We start from the raw sequence: 17,757 nt of genomic DNA, 5'->3' as shown, positions 1-17,757 counted from the left end.
TACGTCTCCTATTGATTTCTTATGTTGCCTTGCGGTCCAGCGCTGCAGCGGCTCCTGCCATTCTGATCAAAATCCCGCCGCCGCGCCAGCCCGTTTCAACCTTAGTGGTTATGGCGCGGCATGTCGTGGCCCACGCCCCGATAAGGCAGCGCCAGTTCCATACAGGCGCCGGTATGCAGCTGACCCACGGTGGCGCGGTAGATCTGCTGCCACGGCGTCTGGTTCGGCGGGATCGCCGGCGGGTCGTCCCTGCGGCGTGCGTCCATCTCTTCGCTTGATATCAGCACGTCGCAGCGTCCCGCGTTCAGGTCCACGCGCACGATGTCACCGGTGCGCAACAGCGCCAGGTTGCCGCCGGCCGCGCTCTCGGGCGAGGCATTCAGGATCGACGGGCTGTCCGAGGTGCCGGACTGGCGGCCGTCGCCCAGGGTCGGCAGCGCCATGATGCCGCGCTTGATCAAGGCATCGGGCGGCTGCATGTTCACCACCTCGGCCGAACCGGGCCAGCCGATTGGGCCGGAGCCGCGGATCACCAGCATGGTCCGCTCGTCGATCTCGAGTGCCGGATCGTTGATGCGGTGATGGTAGTCGTCCGAACCGTCGAACACGACCACGCGGCACTCGAAGCGGTTTTCCGCGCCGGGCTCCGACAGGTAGCGCTCGCGGAAAGCCGGGGAGATCACGCTGGTCTTCATGATGGCGAAGTCGAACAGGTTCCCCTTCAGCACCATGAAGCCGGCGCTGTGCTTGAGCGGATCGGCAAACGGGCGGATCATCTCGCGGTCCCAGCTTTCCTTGTCCACCAGGTTCTCGGCCATGATCTTGCCGGTGACGGTCGGCCGCTGCGAGCGCAGCAGGCCCTGCTGCTCGAGCTCCCACATGATGGCCGGCACGCCGCCGGCGCGGTGGAAGCGCTCGCCCAGGTATTTGCCGGCCGGCTGCATGTTGAGCAGCAACGGCACGTCGTAGCCGTATTCCATCCAGTCTTCCGGCGTGATCTCGACGCCGGCGTGGCGCGCCATGGCGACGATGTGGGGCTGGGCGTTGCTGGAGCCGCCGATCGCCGCGTTGACCACGATCGCGTCCAGGAAGGCCTCGCGCGTCAGGATGGTCGAGGGACGGACGTCTGCATGGGCCAGTTCGACGATGCGGCGGCCGGTGTCGTAGGCCATCTGACCGCGTTCGCGGTACGGGGCGGGAATCGCCGAGCAACCGGTCAAGGACATGCCGAGCGCTTCGGCCACGGCGTTCATGGTCGAGGCGGTGCCCATGGTGTTGCAGTGGCCGGCGGACGGCGCCGAGGCAGTCGCGATCTGAATGAATTTCTCTTCATCGATCTCGCCGGCTGCCAGGCGCTTGCGCCCCTTCCACACGGCGGCGCCGGAACCGGCCAGTTCGCCTTCGAACCAGCCGTCCAGCATCGGGCCGCCCGACAGCACGATGGCCGGGATGTCGACCGTGGCCGCTGCCATCAGCTGGGCCGGAGTGGTCTTGTCGCATCCGGTGGTCAGCACCACCGCGTCGATCGGGTAGCCGTGCAGGATCTCGACCAGGCCCAGGTAGGCCAGGTTGCGGTCCAGCGCCGCGGTCGGGCGGCGACAGTTCTCGAAAATCGGGTGCAGCGGGAATTCCATCGGGATGCCGCCGGCGTCGCGGATGCCGTCGCGCACGCGCTTGGCCAGGTCCAGGTGGATGCGGTTGCAGGGCGCGATGTCGCTGCCGCTCTGGGCGATGCCGATGATCGGCTTGCCCGAGCGCAGCTCGTCCGGGGTAATCCCGTAGTTCATGAAGCGCTCCAGGTAGAGCGCGGTCATGTCGATCCGCTCGGGGTTGTCGAACCAGTCCTGGGAGCGGAACCGGCGTGGCTTCTGTTGTTGGTCGTCGTGATTCATGTTCTCATTTCTCCAGCCGCAAGAGGCGCTGCGGCAGTCCCGGGGTCTGCACGCGGAAGCTGAACAGGCCGCCGGCCAGCGGCTGCGCCGCCAGTTCTTCGTTCGACAGGCCCTTGCGGGCGGTGGTGGCGTAGACCGTGCGCAGGTCCTCGCCGCCGAAGGCCAGCTTGGTGACGTTGGCGCAAGGGAAGCGTACTTCGCCGACTTTGCGCCCTTGCGCGTCGAAGCGGTCGATGCGCCAGCCGCCGAAGGTGGCGATCCACACGCAGCCATCCGCGTCCACAGCCATGCCGTCCGGATAACCGCCGTCCTGCAATTCCACGAAGGGGCGCTTGTTCGACAGGCTGCCGTCCGCCGCCCGGTCGAAGGCGTAGGTGCGCTTTTCCAGGGTGTCCGTGTGGTACAGGGTGCGCCCGTCGGGGCTCAGCGCCGGGCCGTTGGTGATGACGTAGCCGTCGTCGTGGCGTTCGGCCTTGCTGCCGTCGAAGCGGTACAGCGCGCCGGTGGGCTGCTCCTCGGCATCGTCCATCGAACCGAACCACAGCGCGCCGTCGGCGTCGACGTGGCCGTCGTTGAAGCGGTTGCCCGGTACCTCGGCCTCCACCGCCAGCAGCGGCGCGAAGGCGCCGGTCTCTTCATGGAAGCGGTACAGGCCGTCGTCCAGCGAGCAGACCATGCCGCCGTCGCCGGCGCGCACGATGAAGCTGACCTGGCCCGGTGCATCCCAGCTCCGCTGGTTTGCGCCATCGGCGTCGCAGCGATGGACGCGCCGGCCCTTGATGTCGACGAACCAGACCTGCGCGCCGGCGGCGTCCCACAGGACGCCCTCGCCCAGCGTGGCGCCGACCTGCCACAGGCAGGCCGGGCTGCTTGCGATGTCGTTCGGACCGCTCATGCGCCGTACCAGCCCGCGTCGACGAAGTATTCGCGGCCGCTGCAATGGCGCGCGTTGTTCGAGGCCAGGAACAGGGCCAGCGCGGCCACGTCCTGCATCTCGACGCGCTCCGGGATGCACTGGCCGGCCAGGATGCGCGCCTCTTCTTCCTCGGTATGCCACAGCGCCTGCTGGCGCGGGGTGCGTACCGCCCCCGGCACCACGGTGTTGGCGCGGATGCCGTACTTGCCGACATCGCGCGCCAGCGCGCGGGTCATGCCTTCGATGCCGGCCTTGGCCGTCATGTACAGGTGCAGCTGGGTGTGCGGCAGGTGCCAGGAGATCGAGCCGAAGTTCAGGATCACCCCGTCGCGTCGCGCTTTCATGCCCGGCAGGACAGCCTGGGTGCAGAAGAACTTGTGGCGCAGGTTGACGTTCATGCGGCTTTCCCAGTACTCCGGGGTGACGTCCTCGATCTCGTGGCGGTCGTCGTTCGCCGCGTTGTTGAGCAGGATGTCGACGCCGCCGAGTTCTTCCTCGATGGCGGCGAACACGGACTTGAGCTGGTCCAGGTCGGTCAGGTCGCAGCGCATGAACTTCGGCGGGTGCCGGGAAGCGGCCAGGCTGGCCTCCAGCTGGCGCGATGCATCCTCGGCGATGTCGAGGAAGATCACGCGCGCGCCCTGCCCGGCGAAGGCCGTGGTCAGCTCGCTGCCGATGCCGCTGCCGCCGCCGGTGATGACGACGCGCTTGTCTTTCAGGTCGGGATAGGACGCGTAGGCGAATTCTTGTTGTTTGTTGTCAGACATGAAAATCTCGTGAGGGAATGGCGTCCTAGCGGGCGCCGGCGGCAGCCAGCAGGCCGCGCCGCGCCAGGTTGTTGTAGAGGGCCCGTACGCCGAAGGTCCAGGGTTCGATGCCGTCGCTGCGCTGGACCGTGTTGACCAGCGTGCCGAGCGAGGGCGTGGAGATGCTGACGCGATCCCCGAGGTGGTGGGTGAAGCCTTTGCCCGGCGCGTCGCGGTCCTTGATCGGCGAGAACATCGTGCCGAGGAAGAGCATGAAGCCGTCCGGGTACTGGTGGTGGGCACCGCAGGTCTGGCCGACCAGGTCGAGCGGATCGCGGCTGATCTCGCGCATGCGGCTGTGGCCCGCCAAGGTGAAGCCGTCGTCCAGGCCTTCGATCAGCATGCCCACTTCGGCTTCGCGCAGGGTATCGAGCGAGAAGCCGCCGTCGAACAGGCGGATGAAGGGGCCGATCGCGCAGGAGCCGTTGTTGTCCTTGGCCTTGCCCAGGAGCAGAGCGCTGCGGCCTTCGATGTCGCGCAGGTTGACGTCGTTGCCGAGCGTGCCGCCGACCACCAGGCCGCGGCTGTTCACGGCCAGCACGATTTCCGGTTCCGGGTTGTTCCAGTGGGATGCCGGGTGCAGGCCGACCTCCGCGCCATGGCCGACCGCCGACATCGGCTGCGACTTGGTGAACACCTCGGCATACGGCCCGATGCCCACTTCCATGTACTGCGACCACAGGCCGCGGCTGGACAACTCGTCCTTCAGGCGCAGCGCGGCCTCGGAGCCCGGCTCGATCTGCGACAGGTTGGTGCCGATCGAGGCCTGCAGCTGGGCGCGCAGTTCGCCGGCGCGCCCGGGATCGCCCTTGGCCTGCTCTTCGATCACGCGCTCCAGCAGGCTGACCGCGAAGGTCACGCCGCAAGCCTTGATCGCCTGCAGGTCGCAGGGAGCGAGCAGCCTGACGTCCTGGTCCGCTTCGCCGCTGGCCGCCGCCTGCACCAGCGCCAGGGCGTCACCCAGGTCTTCGCCTTCGGCGCCGCGCACGATGGCCAGCATGTCGTCGCGCTCGAACAGCTCGGCCACCGTGGCGGCGTGCCGCGTGATGTCGACCAGGCGGCCGCGGCGTACCGCCACCACGGCGGGGCCGTCGACTGGCGCGCCGCGCCAGACGCGGCCGACCAGCAAAGCGTCGTTCAGGTCGGCGGGCAGCAGATTGGTTTCTTGTTTCATGATCTTTCTCTTTTCCTTATGCCACGGTGAGGGTCGCCTTCTTGAGGTCGACGCTGTTCGGTCCCACGAAGATGCTGAACGTGCCCGGTTCGACGACGCGCTTCATGTCGGCGTTGAAGAACCACAGGTCGCTCGGCTTGATGTCGAAGTCCAGGGTACGGCTGGCGCCCGGCTCCAGGCTGACGCGCTGGAATCCCTTCAGCTCCAGCAGTGGCCGGGTCACCGAGCTGACCTCGTCGCGGATATACAGCTGCACGACCTCGTCGCCGCGCAGCTTGCCCACGTTGCGAACGTCCACCTGGACCCGGGTACTGCCGTTCACCCCGATGCGCGCCTGCGTCAGGCGCGGCGCCGAGATCTCGAAACGGGTATACGACAGGCCGTAGCCGAACGGGAACAAGGGCGTGGTCACGCCGTCGATGTAGCCGCGCCGGGTGCTCGGCTTGCGGTTGTAGTACATCGGCAGCTGGCCCGGGTCGCGCGCGATCGTGACCGGCAGCTTGCCGCCCGGGTTGGCGCGGCCGAACAGCAGGTCGGCCACGGCATGGCCGGTTTCCTGGCCCAGGTACCAGCATTCGAGCAAGGCGCCGGCGCGTTCGGCCAGCAGCTTGGCCGAGAGCGGACGGCCGTTCAGCAGCAGCACCACGGTTGGTTTGTTCAGCGCAAAGATGGCGCGCGCCAGGTCGTTCTGCTGGCCGAGCAGGTCCAGCGTGATGCGGTCGCCCAGGTGGTGGTCGGCCCAGGCTTCGCGCGCGGTCATCTCGTTGTCGCCCAGGACCATGACGATGGTGTCGGCCGACCTGGCGGCTTCCACGGCATCCTGGATCAGGCGCGCGTTGACTTCCGGCTTGGTAAATTCGATCTCGTCCTTGCCCCAGATGCGCTGTTCGGTCAGGCGCACGCCCTCGCGGTAGTCGAACGAGAAGCCCTGGGCGCGCGCTTCCTTCTCCAGCGCCTCGTGGATCGAGACCACGTGGCGCGGGATATCGGAATAGCCGCCGATCGGGGTGTCCTTCGCGTGGGTGCCGAGCAGCAGCATCTTGCCGACCCGGTTCGGCTGCAGGGGCAACAGGCCCTTGTCGTTCTTCAGCAGCACCGCGCTGCGTCGCGCCGCTTCGCGCGCCAGTTCGATCGCATCCGGGGTGGCGGTCAGGGCCTCGGCCCGGGCCGCGTCCGCGTACGGGTTCTCGAACAGCCCGGCGTCGAACTTCAGCTTCAGGATACGGCGCACGCTGGCGTCGATCTCCTTGACCGAGATCCGGTTTTCGCGGACCAGTTCGGCCAGCGTCAGGTAGCCCAGCGGATCCGGGGTCTCGACGTCGACGCCGGCCTTGACCGCCTGCAGCGCAGCCTCCTTGTCGCTGGCGGCCAGGCTGTGGCGCGTGACCAGTTCCTTGACTCCCATGTAGTCCGACACCGTCGCGCCCTGGAAGCCCCACTCCTTGCGCAGGACGTCGGTCAGGAGCCAGCGGCTGGCGTGCGACGGCAGGCCGTCGATCTCGTTATACGAGGGCATCACCGCCGCAATCTTCGTTTCCTTGATGATCTTCTCGAAAGGCGGGAAGAAATCCTCGCGCAGAGTGCGCTCGCCCACGTGGGCCGGACCGATATTGGTGCCGCTCTCGGGCTGGCCGTGGCCGGTCATGTGCTTGAGGGTCGCATGCACCTTGTCGGCCGCCAGCGGCAGGGTCTCGCCCGAGAAGCCGATCACGGCCGCCTTGCCCATCACGCCGCACAGGTGCGGATCTTCGCCATAGGTTTCCTCGATGCGGCCCCAGCGCGGATCGCGCGCCACGTCGACCACCGGCGCCAGCGCCAGGTTGGCGCCGCGCGCACGCATCTCGCGCGCCGCCACCGAAAACACTTGCGTCACCAGGGCCGGGTCGAAGCTCGAGGCCAGGCCGATCGCCTGCGGGAAGCAGGTCGCCTCGCGTGCCGTGTAGCCGTGCAACGCTTCCTCGTGCATCAGCACCGGAATGCCCAGGCGGGTGCGTTCCACTGCCCATTTCTGCACCGCGTTCACGTACTCGGCGGTCTCGCGCGGACCGCGGTTGGCGGTCGCGCCCGAATTGCCGGCCACGTTGGCGTCCCGGCCCAGCAGGCGGTCGGACGGGCGCGCCAGCATGCCCATGCCGTTTGGGTAGGCGGCCTGCGCCTTCTCCATCGAAAAACTGCTGTCCTGGTTCTGCACGCCCGGCTTCTTCTGCCACAAGCATTGCATCTGAACGATCTTTTCTTCCAGCGTCATGCGCCGCAGCAGGTCTTCGACCCGCGCATTGACCGGTGCACCTGCCTGCTTGTACAGCGGCACGCCGCCCTGCCCGCCCTTGGGGGCCGCTGCGGCGAGGGCCGGGACGCTGCCCAGGCCCGCCATGCCAGCCATGCTCCCTACCGAGGCCAGGAATTCCCTGCGTTTGATACCCATCGATGTCGTCTCCGCTGCTTGTTGTTATGTCCCGCTCGTGAACGGCGGGTAATTGCATTCAAACATTCGTATAACAGAAATGTTACCGCAACCATTCCAGTCTAAACGGCGGAATTATCAGCTGTCAATCAAATACTTGCCGAATGTTCAGCGAGCGCGACGAAAGGCGATGGGAACCCGCCCGGAGGGGCCTCGAAGGCGGGGGGTGTCAGAAAAGAGGAAGGGTGCCGCGGGCGCGCCGGAACGGCGCGCTGCGGGGACGGGAACGAGCGCGGAAACTGCCGCGGGTGCAGCTCAGCGTGTTGCCTGGGCGCGGCGCGCACCCGCAGGCGCGGCTTTGGCGCCGGCCTTGACGGAGGGCAGCCGCGCCGGCGGCCGGGTGCGCGGGGCGGCGTCCGACTGGCGGCGCACCAGTTCAAATACCATCGGCACGCGTTCCGGCGGCGCCTCTTCACCCTCGCGCAGTCCGCGCACGCGCCGCACCAGCGACTGCACGGCCTCGCGCGCCATCTCGGCGATCGGCTGGCGCACGGTGGTCAGTTCGGGCCAGATGGTGGTGGCCAGGGCCGAGTCATCGAAACCGGTGACGGTCAGGTCGCCCGGCACGTCCAGGCCCAGGCGATGCGCGACCGCGACGGCAGCCGCGGCCATGTCGTCGTTGCTGGCGAAGATCGCGGTCGGGCGCTCCTCGAGGGCCAGCAGGTGTTCCGCCGCATCCAGGCCGGAGCGGTAGGTGAACATGCCCTGCACCACCAGGTCTTCGGCCTTGTCGGCGCCCTTCTCTTCGATGGCGGCGCGGTAGCCCGCCAGGCGGCGGCCGCTGGCGGTCTGGTTCGGGTGGCCGACGATGAAGCCGATGCGCTGGTGGCCGAGGGCGATCAGGTGGCGCGTCATCTGGTAGGCGGCATCGTAGTCGTCGATGCTGACGGCGCCCACACGTTCGTCCGGAGAACCGCAGGCGACCACCACGGCCGGGATGTCGGCCTCGGCCACGCACGCGATCACGGCTTCGCTGTCGCACAGCGGCGGCGGCAGGATGATGCCGTCCAGCCCGTTGCCGATCAGGCGCCGGGTCTGCTCTTCTTCGTGCTGCCCGGCTTCGCACTTCTCGACGAACAGCTGGACGTTGTTCAGGCCGGACTGGCTGAGCAGGCCGACCAGGAATTCGCTGAGGTAGGCGGCGCTAGGGTTGCTGTACAGGAATCCGACCCGGATCGGCTTGGAGCCAGCCAGGTTGCGCGCCTCCTGGTTGGGGGTGTAGTTCAGGGCGGCGACCGCCTCGGCGACCTTGCGCCGCGTGCTCTCGCGCACCAGGCCCTTGCCGTTCATGACGCGCGACACCGTCATCGGCGAAACGCCGGCGAGCTTGGCGACGTCGGCCATGGTCGGCTGGCCGCGGCGCTCCACGTCTTCCTGGATGGCTTTCACGTTGGCTTTACTCATGTTCTCGCAGACCCCTGTATGGACATTCAACCCTGTTGTTTGCGCTATCTTAACACAATCGCAAATGGGAAAGCGCGTCCCTCCCTTGGTCGGCGAAAAAGCGATGTTTGCTTCGAAATCGATTTCAATCTCGAAAAGATTGCGCTACCATTCCGGAGCCACAATCACAACACGGAGACACAGAACAACATGACGACACGACGCACCATGCTGCAGGCCCTTGCCGGCGCCGCCCTCCTGCCGGCGGGCTTTCCCGCACTGGCAGCCGCCCCCGCGGGCGAGGCCCTCAAAGACATCGCGAAGCGCAAGGGCCTGCGCTTCGGCACCGCGGTGGGAGCCGGAGCGAACCAGTTCGGCAACGCGGCCTACCGCGCCCTGGTCGAACGCGAGTGCAACATCATCGTCGCCGAGAACGAGATGAAGTGGCAGGCGCTCGAGCCGACGCGCGACGCCTACCGCTTCGGCCCGGCCGACGCGATGCTGGCCTGGGCCGAGAAGAGCGGCATGGCGATGCGCGGCCATAACCTGTTCTGGCAGCCCGAGAAGTGGCTGCCGGCCTGGGTCGCGAAGGAGAACTTCGGCAAGGACAGGGCGCGCGTGGAACGCCTGATGCGTAAACACGCCCAGACCGTGTGTGCGCACTACGGCACCCGGATCCAGAGCTGGGACGTGATGAACGAAGCGGTCGACCCGGCCGACGGCAAGATGCGCCAGAACGCCCTCACCCGCCCGTTCTCCGGCCCCGCCGGCGCGATCGAGCAGGTCGACCTGGCATTTCGCCTGGCGCAGGAGTATGCGCCGCACGCCCAGCTGGTCTACAACGACTACATGCGCGAAGATTCGGGCAGCGCCAAGCACCGCGCCGGCGTGCTGACCATGCTGGCCGAGTTGAAGAAACGCGGCACCCCGGTCCACGCGCTCGGCCTGCAGGCCCACATCGGCTCCTGGGACGAGAGCAAGAAGCGCGGCCGCGCAGACATGCTCGAATGGCGCAAATTCCTGGACGAGGCCACCGCCATGGGCTTCGACCTGTTGATCACCGAATTCGACGTCAACGACCGCGCCCTGCCCGCCGACATCGCCAAGCGCGACGCCGGCGTGGCCGCCGCCGCGCGCGAATTCCTCGACGTGACGCTTTCCTATCCGCGCCTGAAGGACTTCCTGCTGTGGGGCATGGCCGACCACATCAGCTGGTTGCAGACCTGGGACGAGGCGCCGCGCAAGGACAAGCTGGCGCAGCGTCCCCTTCCCTACGACGCGCAGTTGCGCGCCAAGCCGCTGCGCCAGGCGATCGCGGACGCCATGCGGGCGATGCCGGCTCGCCAGGCTTGACTCGCGACGGCAGCGCACCTGTCATGTAGGGTGGTCGGCTCCGCCGACCGCGCGTTCAGCTCCGGCATGCGTAGCCACAGCGCAGCCGAAAGTTGAACGCGCGCACGGCAGAGCCGTGCACCCTACAGGGCGCGCACCGACTCCCGCACCACGAGGGTCGGTTCCGGCACTTCGAGCTCGAGCGGCTGCTGGCGGATCATCCGAAGGATCGCCCGTCCCAGCCGCTGGCCGACGTCGAACAGCGGCTGGCGCACCGTCGTCAAGGGCGGCGTCGTGTACATCGAGCTGTGCAGGTCGTCGAAGCCGACCACGGACACCTCGTCCGGCACCGCGATGCCGCGCCTGAACAGGGCCAGCCGGGCGCCATAGGCGGTCAGGTCGTTGGCCGCGAAGATGGCCGTGAAGCGCTGGCCGGAAGCGAGCAGGCGCTCGACCGCCTGCAGGCCGCCGGACTCCGAGAAGTCGCCGGGCAGTACCAGCTTGCGCTGCGGCTTGATCCCGTGCCTGGCCAGGGTGTCGCGGTAACCGGCCAGGCGCGCCAGCGCATCGCGGTGCTCGGAAGGGCCCGCGATGAAGGCGATGTCGCGGTGGCCGTGTTCGACCAGGTGCTCGACCGCGTCGCAGGCGCCGCGGTAGTTGTCCAGGCAGAAGCCATAGGTGCGCGGGCCCTGCAGGTCGCGTCCGAAGGCAACGATCGGCACCTGCTCGGACAGCGCCAGGATCTGCTCGTCCTTCAGGTTCCCGCTCAGGATCACCAGGCCGTCCACCCGGCGCGCGATCAGGAGTTCGATCCGCTCCGCCTCTTCGTCCGCATGCCAGTGGCCGGACACGATCAGCGGCGCATATCCGGTGCCCTGCAGGGCTTCGTCGACGCCGGCCATGGCGTCGGCAAAATAGCCCGAAGCCAGCGACTGGGTCAGGATGCCGATGGTGCGCGAGCTGCCGGTCTTGAGGTTCTGGGCGAGCACGTTCGGCTTGTAGTTCAGCCGTTCGATCGCCTGTTCGATCGCCTGGCGCTTGTCGTCGGAGACCTTGGCGGTGCCGTTCAGCAGGCGCGACACCGTCGCCGCCGACACCCCGGCCACGCGGGCGACTTCATGGACAGTGGCCGTCGGCTTGTCGGATGCTTTTCTCATGCATGCTTTCGGCCGGAACGGCAACTGGGGGCCGCGGCCAGGGGTGGAAAATTGCCAGTATAGCAGCAGCCACCACGCTACTACCCGCCAAAATATCGTTGACACCCGCTCCGGCGCACGCATATCATGAAATCGATTTCATACACGGGTTCGGAGTGGCTGCGCAGGCACGCCGCCGGGCCTCGCCGCCAACCTCGATACCAGCCGCCATGACCGATTCCACGCAATTCCCTCCTGATTTCACCTGGGGCGTCGCCACCAGCGCCTTCCAGATCGAAGGAGGCGCCGACGCCGACGGCAAGGGCCCCTCGATCTGGGACACCTTCTCGCGCAATCCCGCCAACATCAAGGACGGCAGCAACGGCGATGTTGCCTGCGACCACTACCACCGCTACCGCGAGGACGTCGGCCTGATGGCCGCCCTGGGCGTGGATGCCTATCGCTTCTCGATGGCCTGGGCGCGCGTGCAGCCGGCTGGCAAGGGCGCGTGGAACGAAAAGGGCTTCGACTTTTACGCGCGGCTGCTCGATGCGCTCGAGGAAAAAGGCATCGCGCCGCACCTGACCCTGTACCACTGGGACCTGCCGCAAGGCCTGCAGGATGTGGGCGGCTGGCTCGCGCGCGATACCGCCTACCGCTTCGCCGATTACGCAGAGGAAGTGGCGCGCCGCTTCGGTGACCGCCTGGCCAGCATCGCGACCCACAACGAACCCTGGTGCACCGCCAACCTGGGCTACGGCAATTCGCAGTTCGCCCCCGGCGTCACCGACGCCAGGCAGGCGATCCAGGTATCGCACCACCTGCTGCTCTCGCACGGCCTGGCGATGCGCGCGATGCGCTCCTTGCGTCCGCGCGCCGCGCTCGGCATCGTGCTGAACCAGTGGACCTCGGACCCGGCCACCGATAGCGAGGCCGACCGCGCGCTGGCGGAGCTCGAGTGGGCGCGCTCGGTGCAGTGGTTCATAGACCCGATCATGAAGGGCCACTACCCGGAACTGGCGCTGCGCGCGCACGGCGCCGACGCGCCCCAGGTCGCAGAGGGCGACCTCGACATCATTCAGGGTCCGCTCGACTTCCTGGGCGTGAACTACTACTTCCGCCACTACGCCAGCGCCGAGACGCCGCCGCGCACGGCGCCGGCCGTGCTGGGCACCACCGACATGGGCTGGGAAATCTACCCGCAGGGCCTGACCGAGCTTCTCCTCAAGCTCAAGGATGAATATACTCTGCCACCCATCTACATTACCGAGAACGGCATGGCCTCGGCGGACTGGGTCGAGGCGGGACAGGTGAACGATGTCGCCCGGATCCGCTTCGTCGAGCAGCACCTGGCGGCCCTGAAAAAGGCCATGGACGCGGGCGTGGACGTGCGCGGCTATTTCATGTGGAGCCTGATGGACAACTTCGAGTGGAACTCCGGCTACGCCAAGCGCTTCGGCATCTACCACGTCGATTATGCTACGCAGCAGCGCACGCCGAAGGCCAGCGCCCACTGGTACCGCGACTTCGTCGCGGCCCAGCGCGGGCAGCGCCGCGCGGCATGACGCGCACTGCAGGCAAATAAAAAGAAACACGGAGGAGACAATGAACGACGAACAATACCGGGACGGACCGCGCCTGGTGGCCGACATCGGCGGCACCAACGCACGCTTTGCCCTGGAGCGCGGCCCGGGCTCGATCGAAGCGACCGAGACCCTGGCCTGCGCCGACTACCCGCGCTTCCAGGACGCCGCCCGCGCCTACCTGGAACGCCACCGCACGCCCGCGGCGCCGGTGCGCCATGCGGTGATCGCCATCGCCAACCCGGTCGAAGGCGACTACGTCAAGATGACCAACCACTGCTGGGAGTTCTCACTGCAGGCGGCGCGCGCCGAACTGGAACTCGAGACCCTGCTGGCGGTAAACGACTTCGCGGCGCTGGCGATGGCGCTGCCGCAGCTGGGCGCCTCGGAGCTGGTGCAGGTAGGCGGCGGCGCCCCGGCGCTGGACGGCGCGATCGGCCTGGTCGGCGCCGGCACCGGCCTCGGCGTGGCGGGACTGCTGCCCGCGCACGGGCGCTGGACCGTCCTGCAAAGCGAAGGCGGCCACGTGGCCTTTTCGCCCGCCGACCGCCGCGAGCAGGACATCCTGGCCTACTGCTGGCAGCGCTGGGACCACGTCTCGGCCGAACGCCTGGTCTCCGGGCCCGGCCTGGCGCTGATCCATGAAGCGCTGCGGGCACGCGCCGGCCTCGCACCCGCGCCGCTGGAGCCAGCCGTCATCGTCGAACGGGGCCTGATTGGTGCCGACCCGCTGTGCGCCGATACCCTCGACAGCTTCTGCGGCATGCTCGGCACCGTGGCGGCCAACCTCGCCGTGACCCTGTGCGCGCGCGGCGGCATCTACATCGGCGGCGGCGTGGTGCCGCGCCTGGGCGAATGGTTCGCGCGCTCGCCTTTCCGCGCGCGCTTCGAGAACAAGGGGCGCTTCTCGAGCTTTGCCGCACGCATCCCCTGCTTCGTGATCCATGCGCCCTACCCGGCCCTGGGCGGCGCCGCCGCCATGCTGGCGGAACACCTGGATGAGCGACCGGCCGCGCACGGCTTGCCGCAAGCGACGCTGGAGGTGCAGCATGGGCACGCCTGAACGCAGCCGCCACCCGCTGATGTGGGTGCCGAGCGGTTACTTCACGATGGCGCTCGGTTACGTGATGCTCACCAGCGTCACCGCCATCATGTTCAAGAACCTGGGCATGGACAACGGCCGGGCCGCGCAGTATTCCAGCCTCCTGATCCTGGCGTATACGATCAAGCCGCTGTTCGCACCGTTTGTGGAGATGTACCGCACCAAGAAGTTCTTCGTGCTGTGCGCGCAGGTGGCGATCGGGCTCGGTTTCGCCGGCGTCGGCCTGGCATTGGGCCTGCCAGGCTACATGGGCATCCTGATGGCGGTGTTCTTCGCGCTGTCCTTCATCGGCGCCACCCAGGACATTGCCAGCGACGGCGTCTACGTCACCTCCCTCGACGCGCGCGCCCAGTCGCTGTATTGCGGCATCCAGAGCCTGTCCTGGAACATCGGTCCGATCGTCGCCGCGGGCGGCATGGTGTACCTCAGCGGCTACCTGCACAGCAACGTGTTCGGCCACGATCCCAAGGTCTTCGGACCTGACTGGGTCGAGTCCTGGCGCATCATCTTCTTCCTGGTCGGCGGGCTGACCCTCCTGATGGCGCTGTGGCACGCGCGCGCGATGCCGGAAGGGGCGCGCGCCGCGGACACGCCGTCGAGCGTACGCGACGCCGGCCGCATCCTGGTGGATGCCTTCGTCACCCTGTTCCAGAAGCGCGACATCTGGAAGATGATCGCCTTCGCCTTCCTGTTCCGGCTCAGCATCGGCTTCCTGGAGAAGATCGGTCCCTTCTTCATGGTGGATCCGGCCTCCAAGGGTGGGCTGGGACTGTCGAATGAGATGCTCGGCCTGATCTACGGCACCTACGGCCTGGCCGCGGTGCTGCTCGGCTCCCTGCTGGGCGGCTGGTACGTGGCGCGGCGCGGCCTGAAGTCGACCCTGTTCGTGCTGTGCTGCGCGGTGAACATCCCGAACGTGACTTTCCTCCTGATGAGCATCTACCTGCCGGACAGCCTGCTGGCCATCACGGCTGGCGTCGTCATCGAGAAGTTCTTCTTCGGCTTCGGCGCGGTGGGCTTCATGATCTACCTGATGCAGCAGCTCGCGCCCGGCAAGTACACAACCACGCACTACGCTTTCGGCACCGGCCTGATGGGGCTGTGCGGCATGGTGACCGGCGTGGTGAGCGGCCACCTGCAGGAAATGATGGGCTACATCGGCTACTTCACTTTCGTGATGGTGGCGACCATCCCGTCCTTCCTGGCCACCTGGTTCGCGCCTTTCCACCATGACGACGGGAGCCAGCCTACCGGGGTGGTAGAGCAGGAAGGTGCGCCGCCTGCCAGTTCGCCCCACCCCGCCGCCTGAGCGTCGCAACGGCCGGGCCCGCGCGCCCGGCTGACTTTCTTCTTTCGAACAGCGCCGAATCACTCCGGTGCCGATCCCTTCACGCAATCTACGTTATGCTCGCGTGTTCGACAGCTCGGACACAAGGCACGATGGGTATTTACCTCGCACTATCTTGGGGCGCCACCACGCCCCTGCACGGCAATCCGGCCGACTCCAGCCGCAACTCGAAGCGAATGGAGCGCACCTGATGTTTCATCTGATGTTCAGTTTGCCCTGCGTGGTCGTGCTGATACGCTGGCTATTGCCCTTGCCCTTGGCCGGACGCACGAAGCTGGCTGGCGCGGTGGTGTTGGCGCTGGCCTCGCAATATCACCTGTGGTCGCGCTTTTCTTCTGGCAGCGTGTTTTCGCCGGAATTTCCGAAATCCCTCATCATCCTGTTCAATTGGGCGTTTGGCGCCATGTTGTTGCTGGCTGTGTTCCAGCTATTGCTCGATGTTGGGACCCTGGTGCTCGCACTGGTCCGGCGCGACCGCGTGCCGATCCCTGCGCGCCTGCGCGCTGCGATCGGCATCACCGCCATGCTGCTGGCCGCGCTCGGCGTCATGCAGGCGATCAAGCCGCCACCGCTGAAGGACGTACAGATCGCAGTGAAGGGCTTGCCACCCGAATTCGACGGCTATCGGGTGCTGCACCTGACCGACCTGCACATCAGTCGCCTGTTCGACGCAGCATGGACACGCAAGCTCGTCGACGATGCCAATGCGCTCGGGGCGGACCTGATCGTCATCACCGGTGACCTCATCGATGGCAATGTCGCGAAGCGCGAAGCCGACGTGGCCGCGCTGCGTGACTTGCGCGCCCAGGACGGCGTCTGGGTCATTCCCGGTAATCACGAGTACTTTTTTGGCCATAGCGCATGGATGGCGTATTTTGCCGGGCTCAACATGAGGCCTCTGGACAATAGCCATACCATCGTCAAGCGAGGTAGCGGCCAACTGGTGCTCGCCGGCGTGAACGACCTGACCGCCCCGCGCACCGGCGCTCCCGCGCCCGACCTCGATGCGGCGCTGCGCGGCGCACCAAGCGGCGTTCCTGTCGTGCTGCTCGACCACCAGCCCAGGAATGCCCGCTTTTCAGCCAGCCGTGGCGTCGCGCTGCAATTGTCCGGCCACACGCACGGCGGCATGATCCTCGGGCTCGATCGGGTGGTGGCGCGGGCGAACAATGGCTTTGTCTCGGGCCGCTACGAGGTCGAGGGCATGACGCTGTACCTGAACAATGGCACGGCGCTGTGGCCGGGCTTTGCGCTTCGGCTTGGCGTGCCTGCAGAGCTGACGCGGATTACGCTGCGGCGTCAGGGACATTGAGCGCGCTGCGGTAGCAAAGGCGCAAGGGCGGCGTCGACCGGTTTCCCGCATCGGGAGGGGTGTGTTGACGCCGGCACCACGGATGGCTTCGTGGCTGAGCGGAGACCCGACGCTTGTCGCGCGCTTCCTGCTCGATCGAACGTGCTTCCCGGCAGGATGAATGACACACGCCTGTCAACGCTGAACATCATCCGGTAAGGTCGGACTCCCATAATGATACGGGCGCGAAGAAGCGGCCCGTATCCTTTTTCTTGGAGCAAAGACGGAGTCGAACCCATCTGGACGGACTTGCGGGCCGTTATGAGCTCTGGGAATCGATAACATCGCGTTGAACCGACGTCAGCACTCTATCGGATCGTCAAAGTGCAAATGGGAACCTCATCGGATAAATGCGCCTCTCTCCTGCCGCAGAGGCCGCTTTTAACGCCTTGCAGACGTATCTTCAGCGAAGCACAGTCAAGGCAAGCAAAGGGGAAATCGCCAGCACTGGAAATATGCCGCAAACAGTAGCTCGACGGAGCCAAGCCGAACAACGAGTATTGATATTGAAAGACTTCGTCAATGAGTGCGACCACAGGGACGCAGGGTAGGCGATGACTAGCGCGACTATGTACGCTACAGCGATACCAAGAATCGTTTTGAGAACCGCAGCCATAGCTGCGTCCCAGTCGACTGACTCATTACAACCATATAACTGAGGACGGCAATACATGGAAGCAGTCCTATAAGCATCAAACCGTTTGACGATGCTGTTCATCGTCGTGGAGATCGGTCGTATTGAGAGCGTTGAGGTAGCGTTCGGCAAAAACGGTTCCCCTGTAAATATTGATGAGTCGAACTTAGCATTCGAAGATCAATCGTCTTGCCTGTCCGAACCTTTCTTTATGACAACCTTCGGAATTTCTGCAGAAATCTTAATGCACTAGGCATAAACGCAAGCTCCCACGGTTGTACGTATTTACTTTGCAACAACAGAAGTGCAAGATTGAGTTTCATAAACCATAACATTGAGGGAAAAATGAAAGGCCAACTTACTCTAGCAGCGGCGGTCTCAAGAACCAACTGCAACACCGGATTAATGAATCGAATCGGCCTGCAATTGTAGCCGAACCATATGCTCGGTATAAACGGCGAGTGGAGTCTTCCATCCGAGCGTTTCTCGAGGGCGCGTGTTGAGCGATAGCGCGATGGCATCGAGCTCGTCTTGGGAGTAGATCGACAGGTCCGAGCCCTTGGGCATATATTGGCGCAGCAGACCATTGGTGTTCTCGTTTGACCCTCGCTGCCAAGGGCTGTGCGGGTCGGCGAA

The 17,757-nt window shown here is 66.2% G+C and carries 12 protein-coding genes and 1 pseudogene; 5 read left to right on the top strand and 8 right to left on the bottom strand.

Annotated elements, in window-relative coordinates:
* Positions 1-101: 101 nt before the first annotated feature.
* From YWC_RS0102150 to YWC_RS27905, 6 genes are all read right to left on the bottom strand, one after another.
* Positions 102-1,892 (bottom strand): IlvD/Edd family dehydratase, encoded by a 1,791-nt coding sequence (locus tag YWC_RS0102150; RefSeq protein WP_027863906.1) that lies wholly within the window; start codon positions 1,890-1,892, stop codon positions 102-104.
* Between the two features lie 4 nt (positions 1,893-1,896).
* On the bottom strand, positions 1,897-2,787 hold the full coding sequence (locus YWC_RS0102145; RefSeq protein ID WP_036212720.1) for an SMP-30/gluconolactonase/LRE family protein: 891 nt from the start codon (positions 2,785-2,787) through the stop codon (positions 1,897-1,899).
* Positions 2,784-3,575, bottom strand: a complete 792-nt coding sequence (gene xylB, locus YWC_RS0102140) for a D-xylose 1-dehydrogenase (protein ID WP_027863904.1) — start codon at positions 3,573-3,575, stop codon at positions 2,784-2,786. Before xylB ends, YWC_RS0102145 begins: the two co-directional genes overlap by 4 nt.
* Before the next feature lie 25 nt (positions 3,576-3,600).
* A complete protein-coding gene (locus tag YWC_RS0102135; RefSeq protein ID WP_027863903.1) occupies positions 3,601-4,788 on the bottom strand; it encodes a fumarylacetoacetate hydrolase family protein in 1,188 nt (395 codons plus the stop codon).
* A gap of 16 nt (positions 4,789-4,804) precedes the next feature.
* Positions 4,805-7,213, bottom strand: a complete 2,409-nt coding sequence (locus YWC_RS0102130; protein ID WP_027863902.1) for a glycoside hydrolase family 3 N-terminal domain-containing protein — start codon at positions 7,211-7,213, stop codon at positions 4,805-4,807.
* Between the two features lie 294 nt (positions 7,214-7,507).
* A complete protein-coding gene (locus YWC_RS27905) occupies positions 7,508-8,656 on the bottom strand; it encodes a LacI family DNA-binding transcriptional regulator (protein WP_051306150.1) in 1,149 nt (382 codons plus the stop codon).
* Positions 8,657-8,845: 189 nt separating this feature from the next.
* Here YWC_RS27905 and YWC_RS0102120 point away from each other — a divergent pair, with 189 nt between their 5' ends.
* On the top strand, positions 8,846-9,988 hold the full coding sequence (locus tag YWC_RS0102120) for an endo-1,4-beta-xylanase (protein WP_027863901.1): 1,143 nt from the start codon (positions 8,846-8,848) through the stop codon (positions 9,986-9,988).
* A gap of 122 nt (positions 9,989-10,110) precedes the next feature.
* On the opposite strand, the gene YWC_RS0102115 is transcribed toward YWC_RS0102120, so the two are convergent.
* Positions 10,111-11,124, bottom strand: coding sequence for a LacI family DNA-binding transcriptional regulator (locus YWC_RS0102115; RefSeq protein ID WP_027863900.1), 1,014 nt, complete (start codon positions 11,122-11,124; stop codon positions 10,111-10,113).
* Between the two features lie 209 nt (positions 11,125-11,333).
* Here YWC_RS0102115 and YWC_RS0102110 point away from each other — a divergent pair, with 209 nt between their 5' ends.
* The 4 genes from YWC_RS0102110 to YWC_RS0102095 all read left to right on the top strand — a co-directional run bounded on the left by YWC_RS0102110 (position 11,334) and on the right by YWC_RS0102095 (position 16,448).
* Positions 11,334-12,668 (top strand): GH1 family beta-glucosidase, encoded by a 1,335-nt coding sequence (locus tag YWC_RS0102110; protein ID WP_027863899.1) that lies wholly within the window; start codon positions 11,334-11,336, stop codon positions 12,666-12,668.
* A gap of 40 nt (positions 12,669-12,708) precedes the next feature.
* Positions 12,709-13,749 (top strand): glucokinase, encoded by a 1,041-nt coding sequence (locus tag YWC_RS0102105; protein ID WP_027863898.1) that lies wholly within the window; start codon positions 12,709-12,711, stop codon positions 13,747-13,749.
* Positions 13,736-15,097, top strand: a complete 1,362-nt coding sequence (locus tag YWC_RS0102100) for an MFS transporter (protein WP_027863897.1) — start codon at positions 13,736-13,738, stop codon at positions 15,095-15,097. Before YWC_RS0102105 ends, YWC_RS0102100 begins: the two co-directional genes overlap by 14 nt.
* Positions 15,098-15,326: 229 nt before the next feature.
* A complete protein-coding gene (locus YWC_RS0102095) occupies positions 15,327-16,448 on the top strand; it encodes a metallophosphoesterase (protein ID WP_027863896.1) in 1,122 nt (373 codons plus the stop codon).
* Positions 16,449-17,523: 1,075 nt separating this feature from the next.
* On the opposite strand, the pseudogene YWC_RS27900 reads toward YWC_RS0102095, so the two are convergent.
* Positions 17,524-17,757, bottom strand: a pseudogene (locus YWC_RS27900) (IS30 family transposase); the annotation flags it as partial.

Origin of the sequence: Massilia alkalitolerans DSM 17462, from assembly GCF_000427785.1 — a bacterium.
GTDB lineage: Bacteria > Pseudomonadota > Gammaproteobacteria > Burkholderiales > Burkholderiaceae_D > Telluria > Telluria alkalitolerans.
Note: the sequence above shows the minus strand (reverse complement) of the source record. Positions and strands in the feature narration are given on the sequence as shown.

Excerpts from the sequence above, each read along its gene's own strand:
- YWC_RS0102120 (WP_027863901.1), top strand. The coding sequence starts at position 8,846 with ATGACGACACGACGCACCATGCTGCAGGCCCTTGCCGGCGCCGCCCTC.
- YWC_RS0102105 (WP_027863898.1), top strand. The coding sequence starts at position 12,709 with ATGAACGACGAACAATACCGGGACGGACCGCGCCTGGTGGCCGACATC.
- YWC_RS0102100 (WP_027863897.1), top strand. The coding sequence starts at position 13,736 with ATGGGCACGCCTGAACGCAGCCGCCACCCGCTGATGTGGGTGCCGAGC.
- YWC_RS0102145 (WP_036212720.1), bottom strand. The coding sequence starts at position 2,787 with ATGAGCGGTCCGAACGACATCGCAAGCAGCCCGGCCTGCCTGTGGCAG.
- YWC_RS0102135 (WP_027863903.1), bottom strand. The coding sequence starts at position 4,788 with ATGAAACAAGAAACCAATCTGCTGCCCGCCGACCTGAACGACGCTTTG.
- YWC_RS0102130 (WP_027863902.1), bottom strand. The coding sequence starts at position 7,213 with ATGGGTATCAAACGCAGGGAATTCCTGGCCTCGGTAGGGAGCATGGCT.
- YWC_RS0102095 (WP_027863896.1), top strand. The coding sequence starts at position 15,327 with ATGTTTCATCTGATGTTCAGTTTGCCCTGCGTGGTCGTGCTGATACGC.
- xylB (WP_027863904.1), bottom strand. The coding sequence starts at position 3,575 with ATGTCTGACAACAAACAACAAGAATTCGCCTACGCGTCCTATCCCGAC.
- YWC_RS27905 (WP_051306150.1), bottom strand. The coding sequence starts at position 8,656 with ATGAGTAAAGCCAACGTGAAAGCCATCCAGGAAGACGTGGAGCGCCGC.
- YWC_RS0102150 (WP_027863906.1), bottom strand. The coding sequence starts at position 1,892 with ATGAATCACGACGACCAACAACAGAAGCCACGCCGGTTCCGCTCCCAG.
- YWC_RS0102115 (WP_027863900.1), bottom strand. The coding sequence starts at position 11,124 with ATGAGAAAAGCATCCGACAAGCCGACGGCCACTGTCCATGAAGTCGCC.
- YWC_RS0102110 (WP_027863899.1), top strand. The coding sequence starts at position 11,334 with ATGACCGATTCCACGCAATTCCCTCCTGATTTCACCTGGGGCGTCGCC.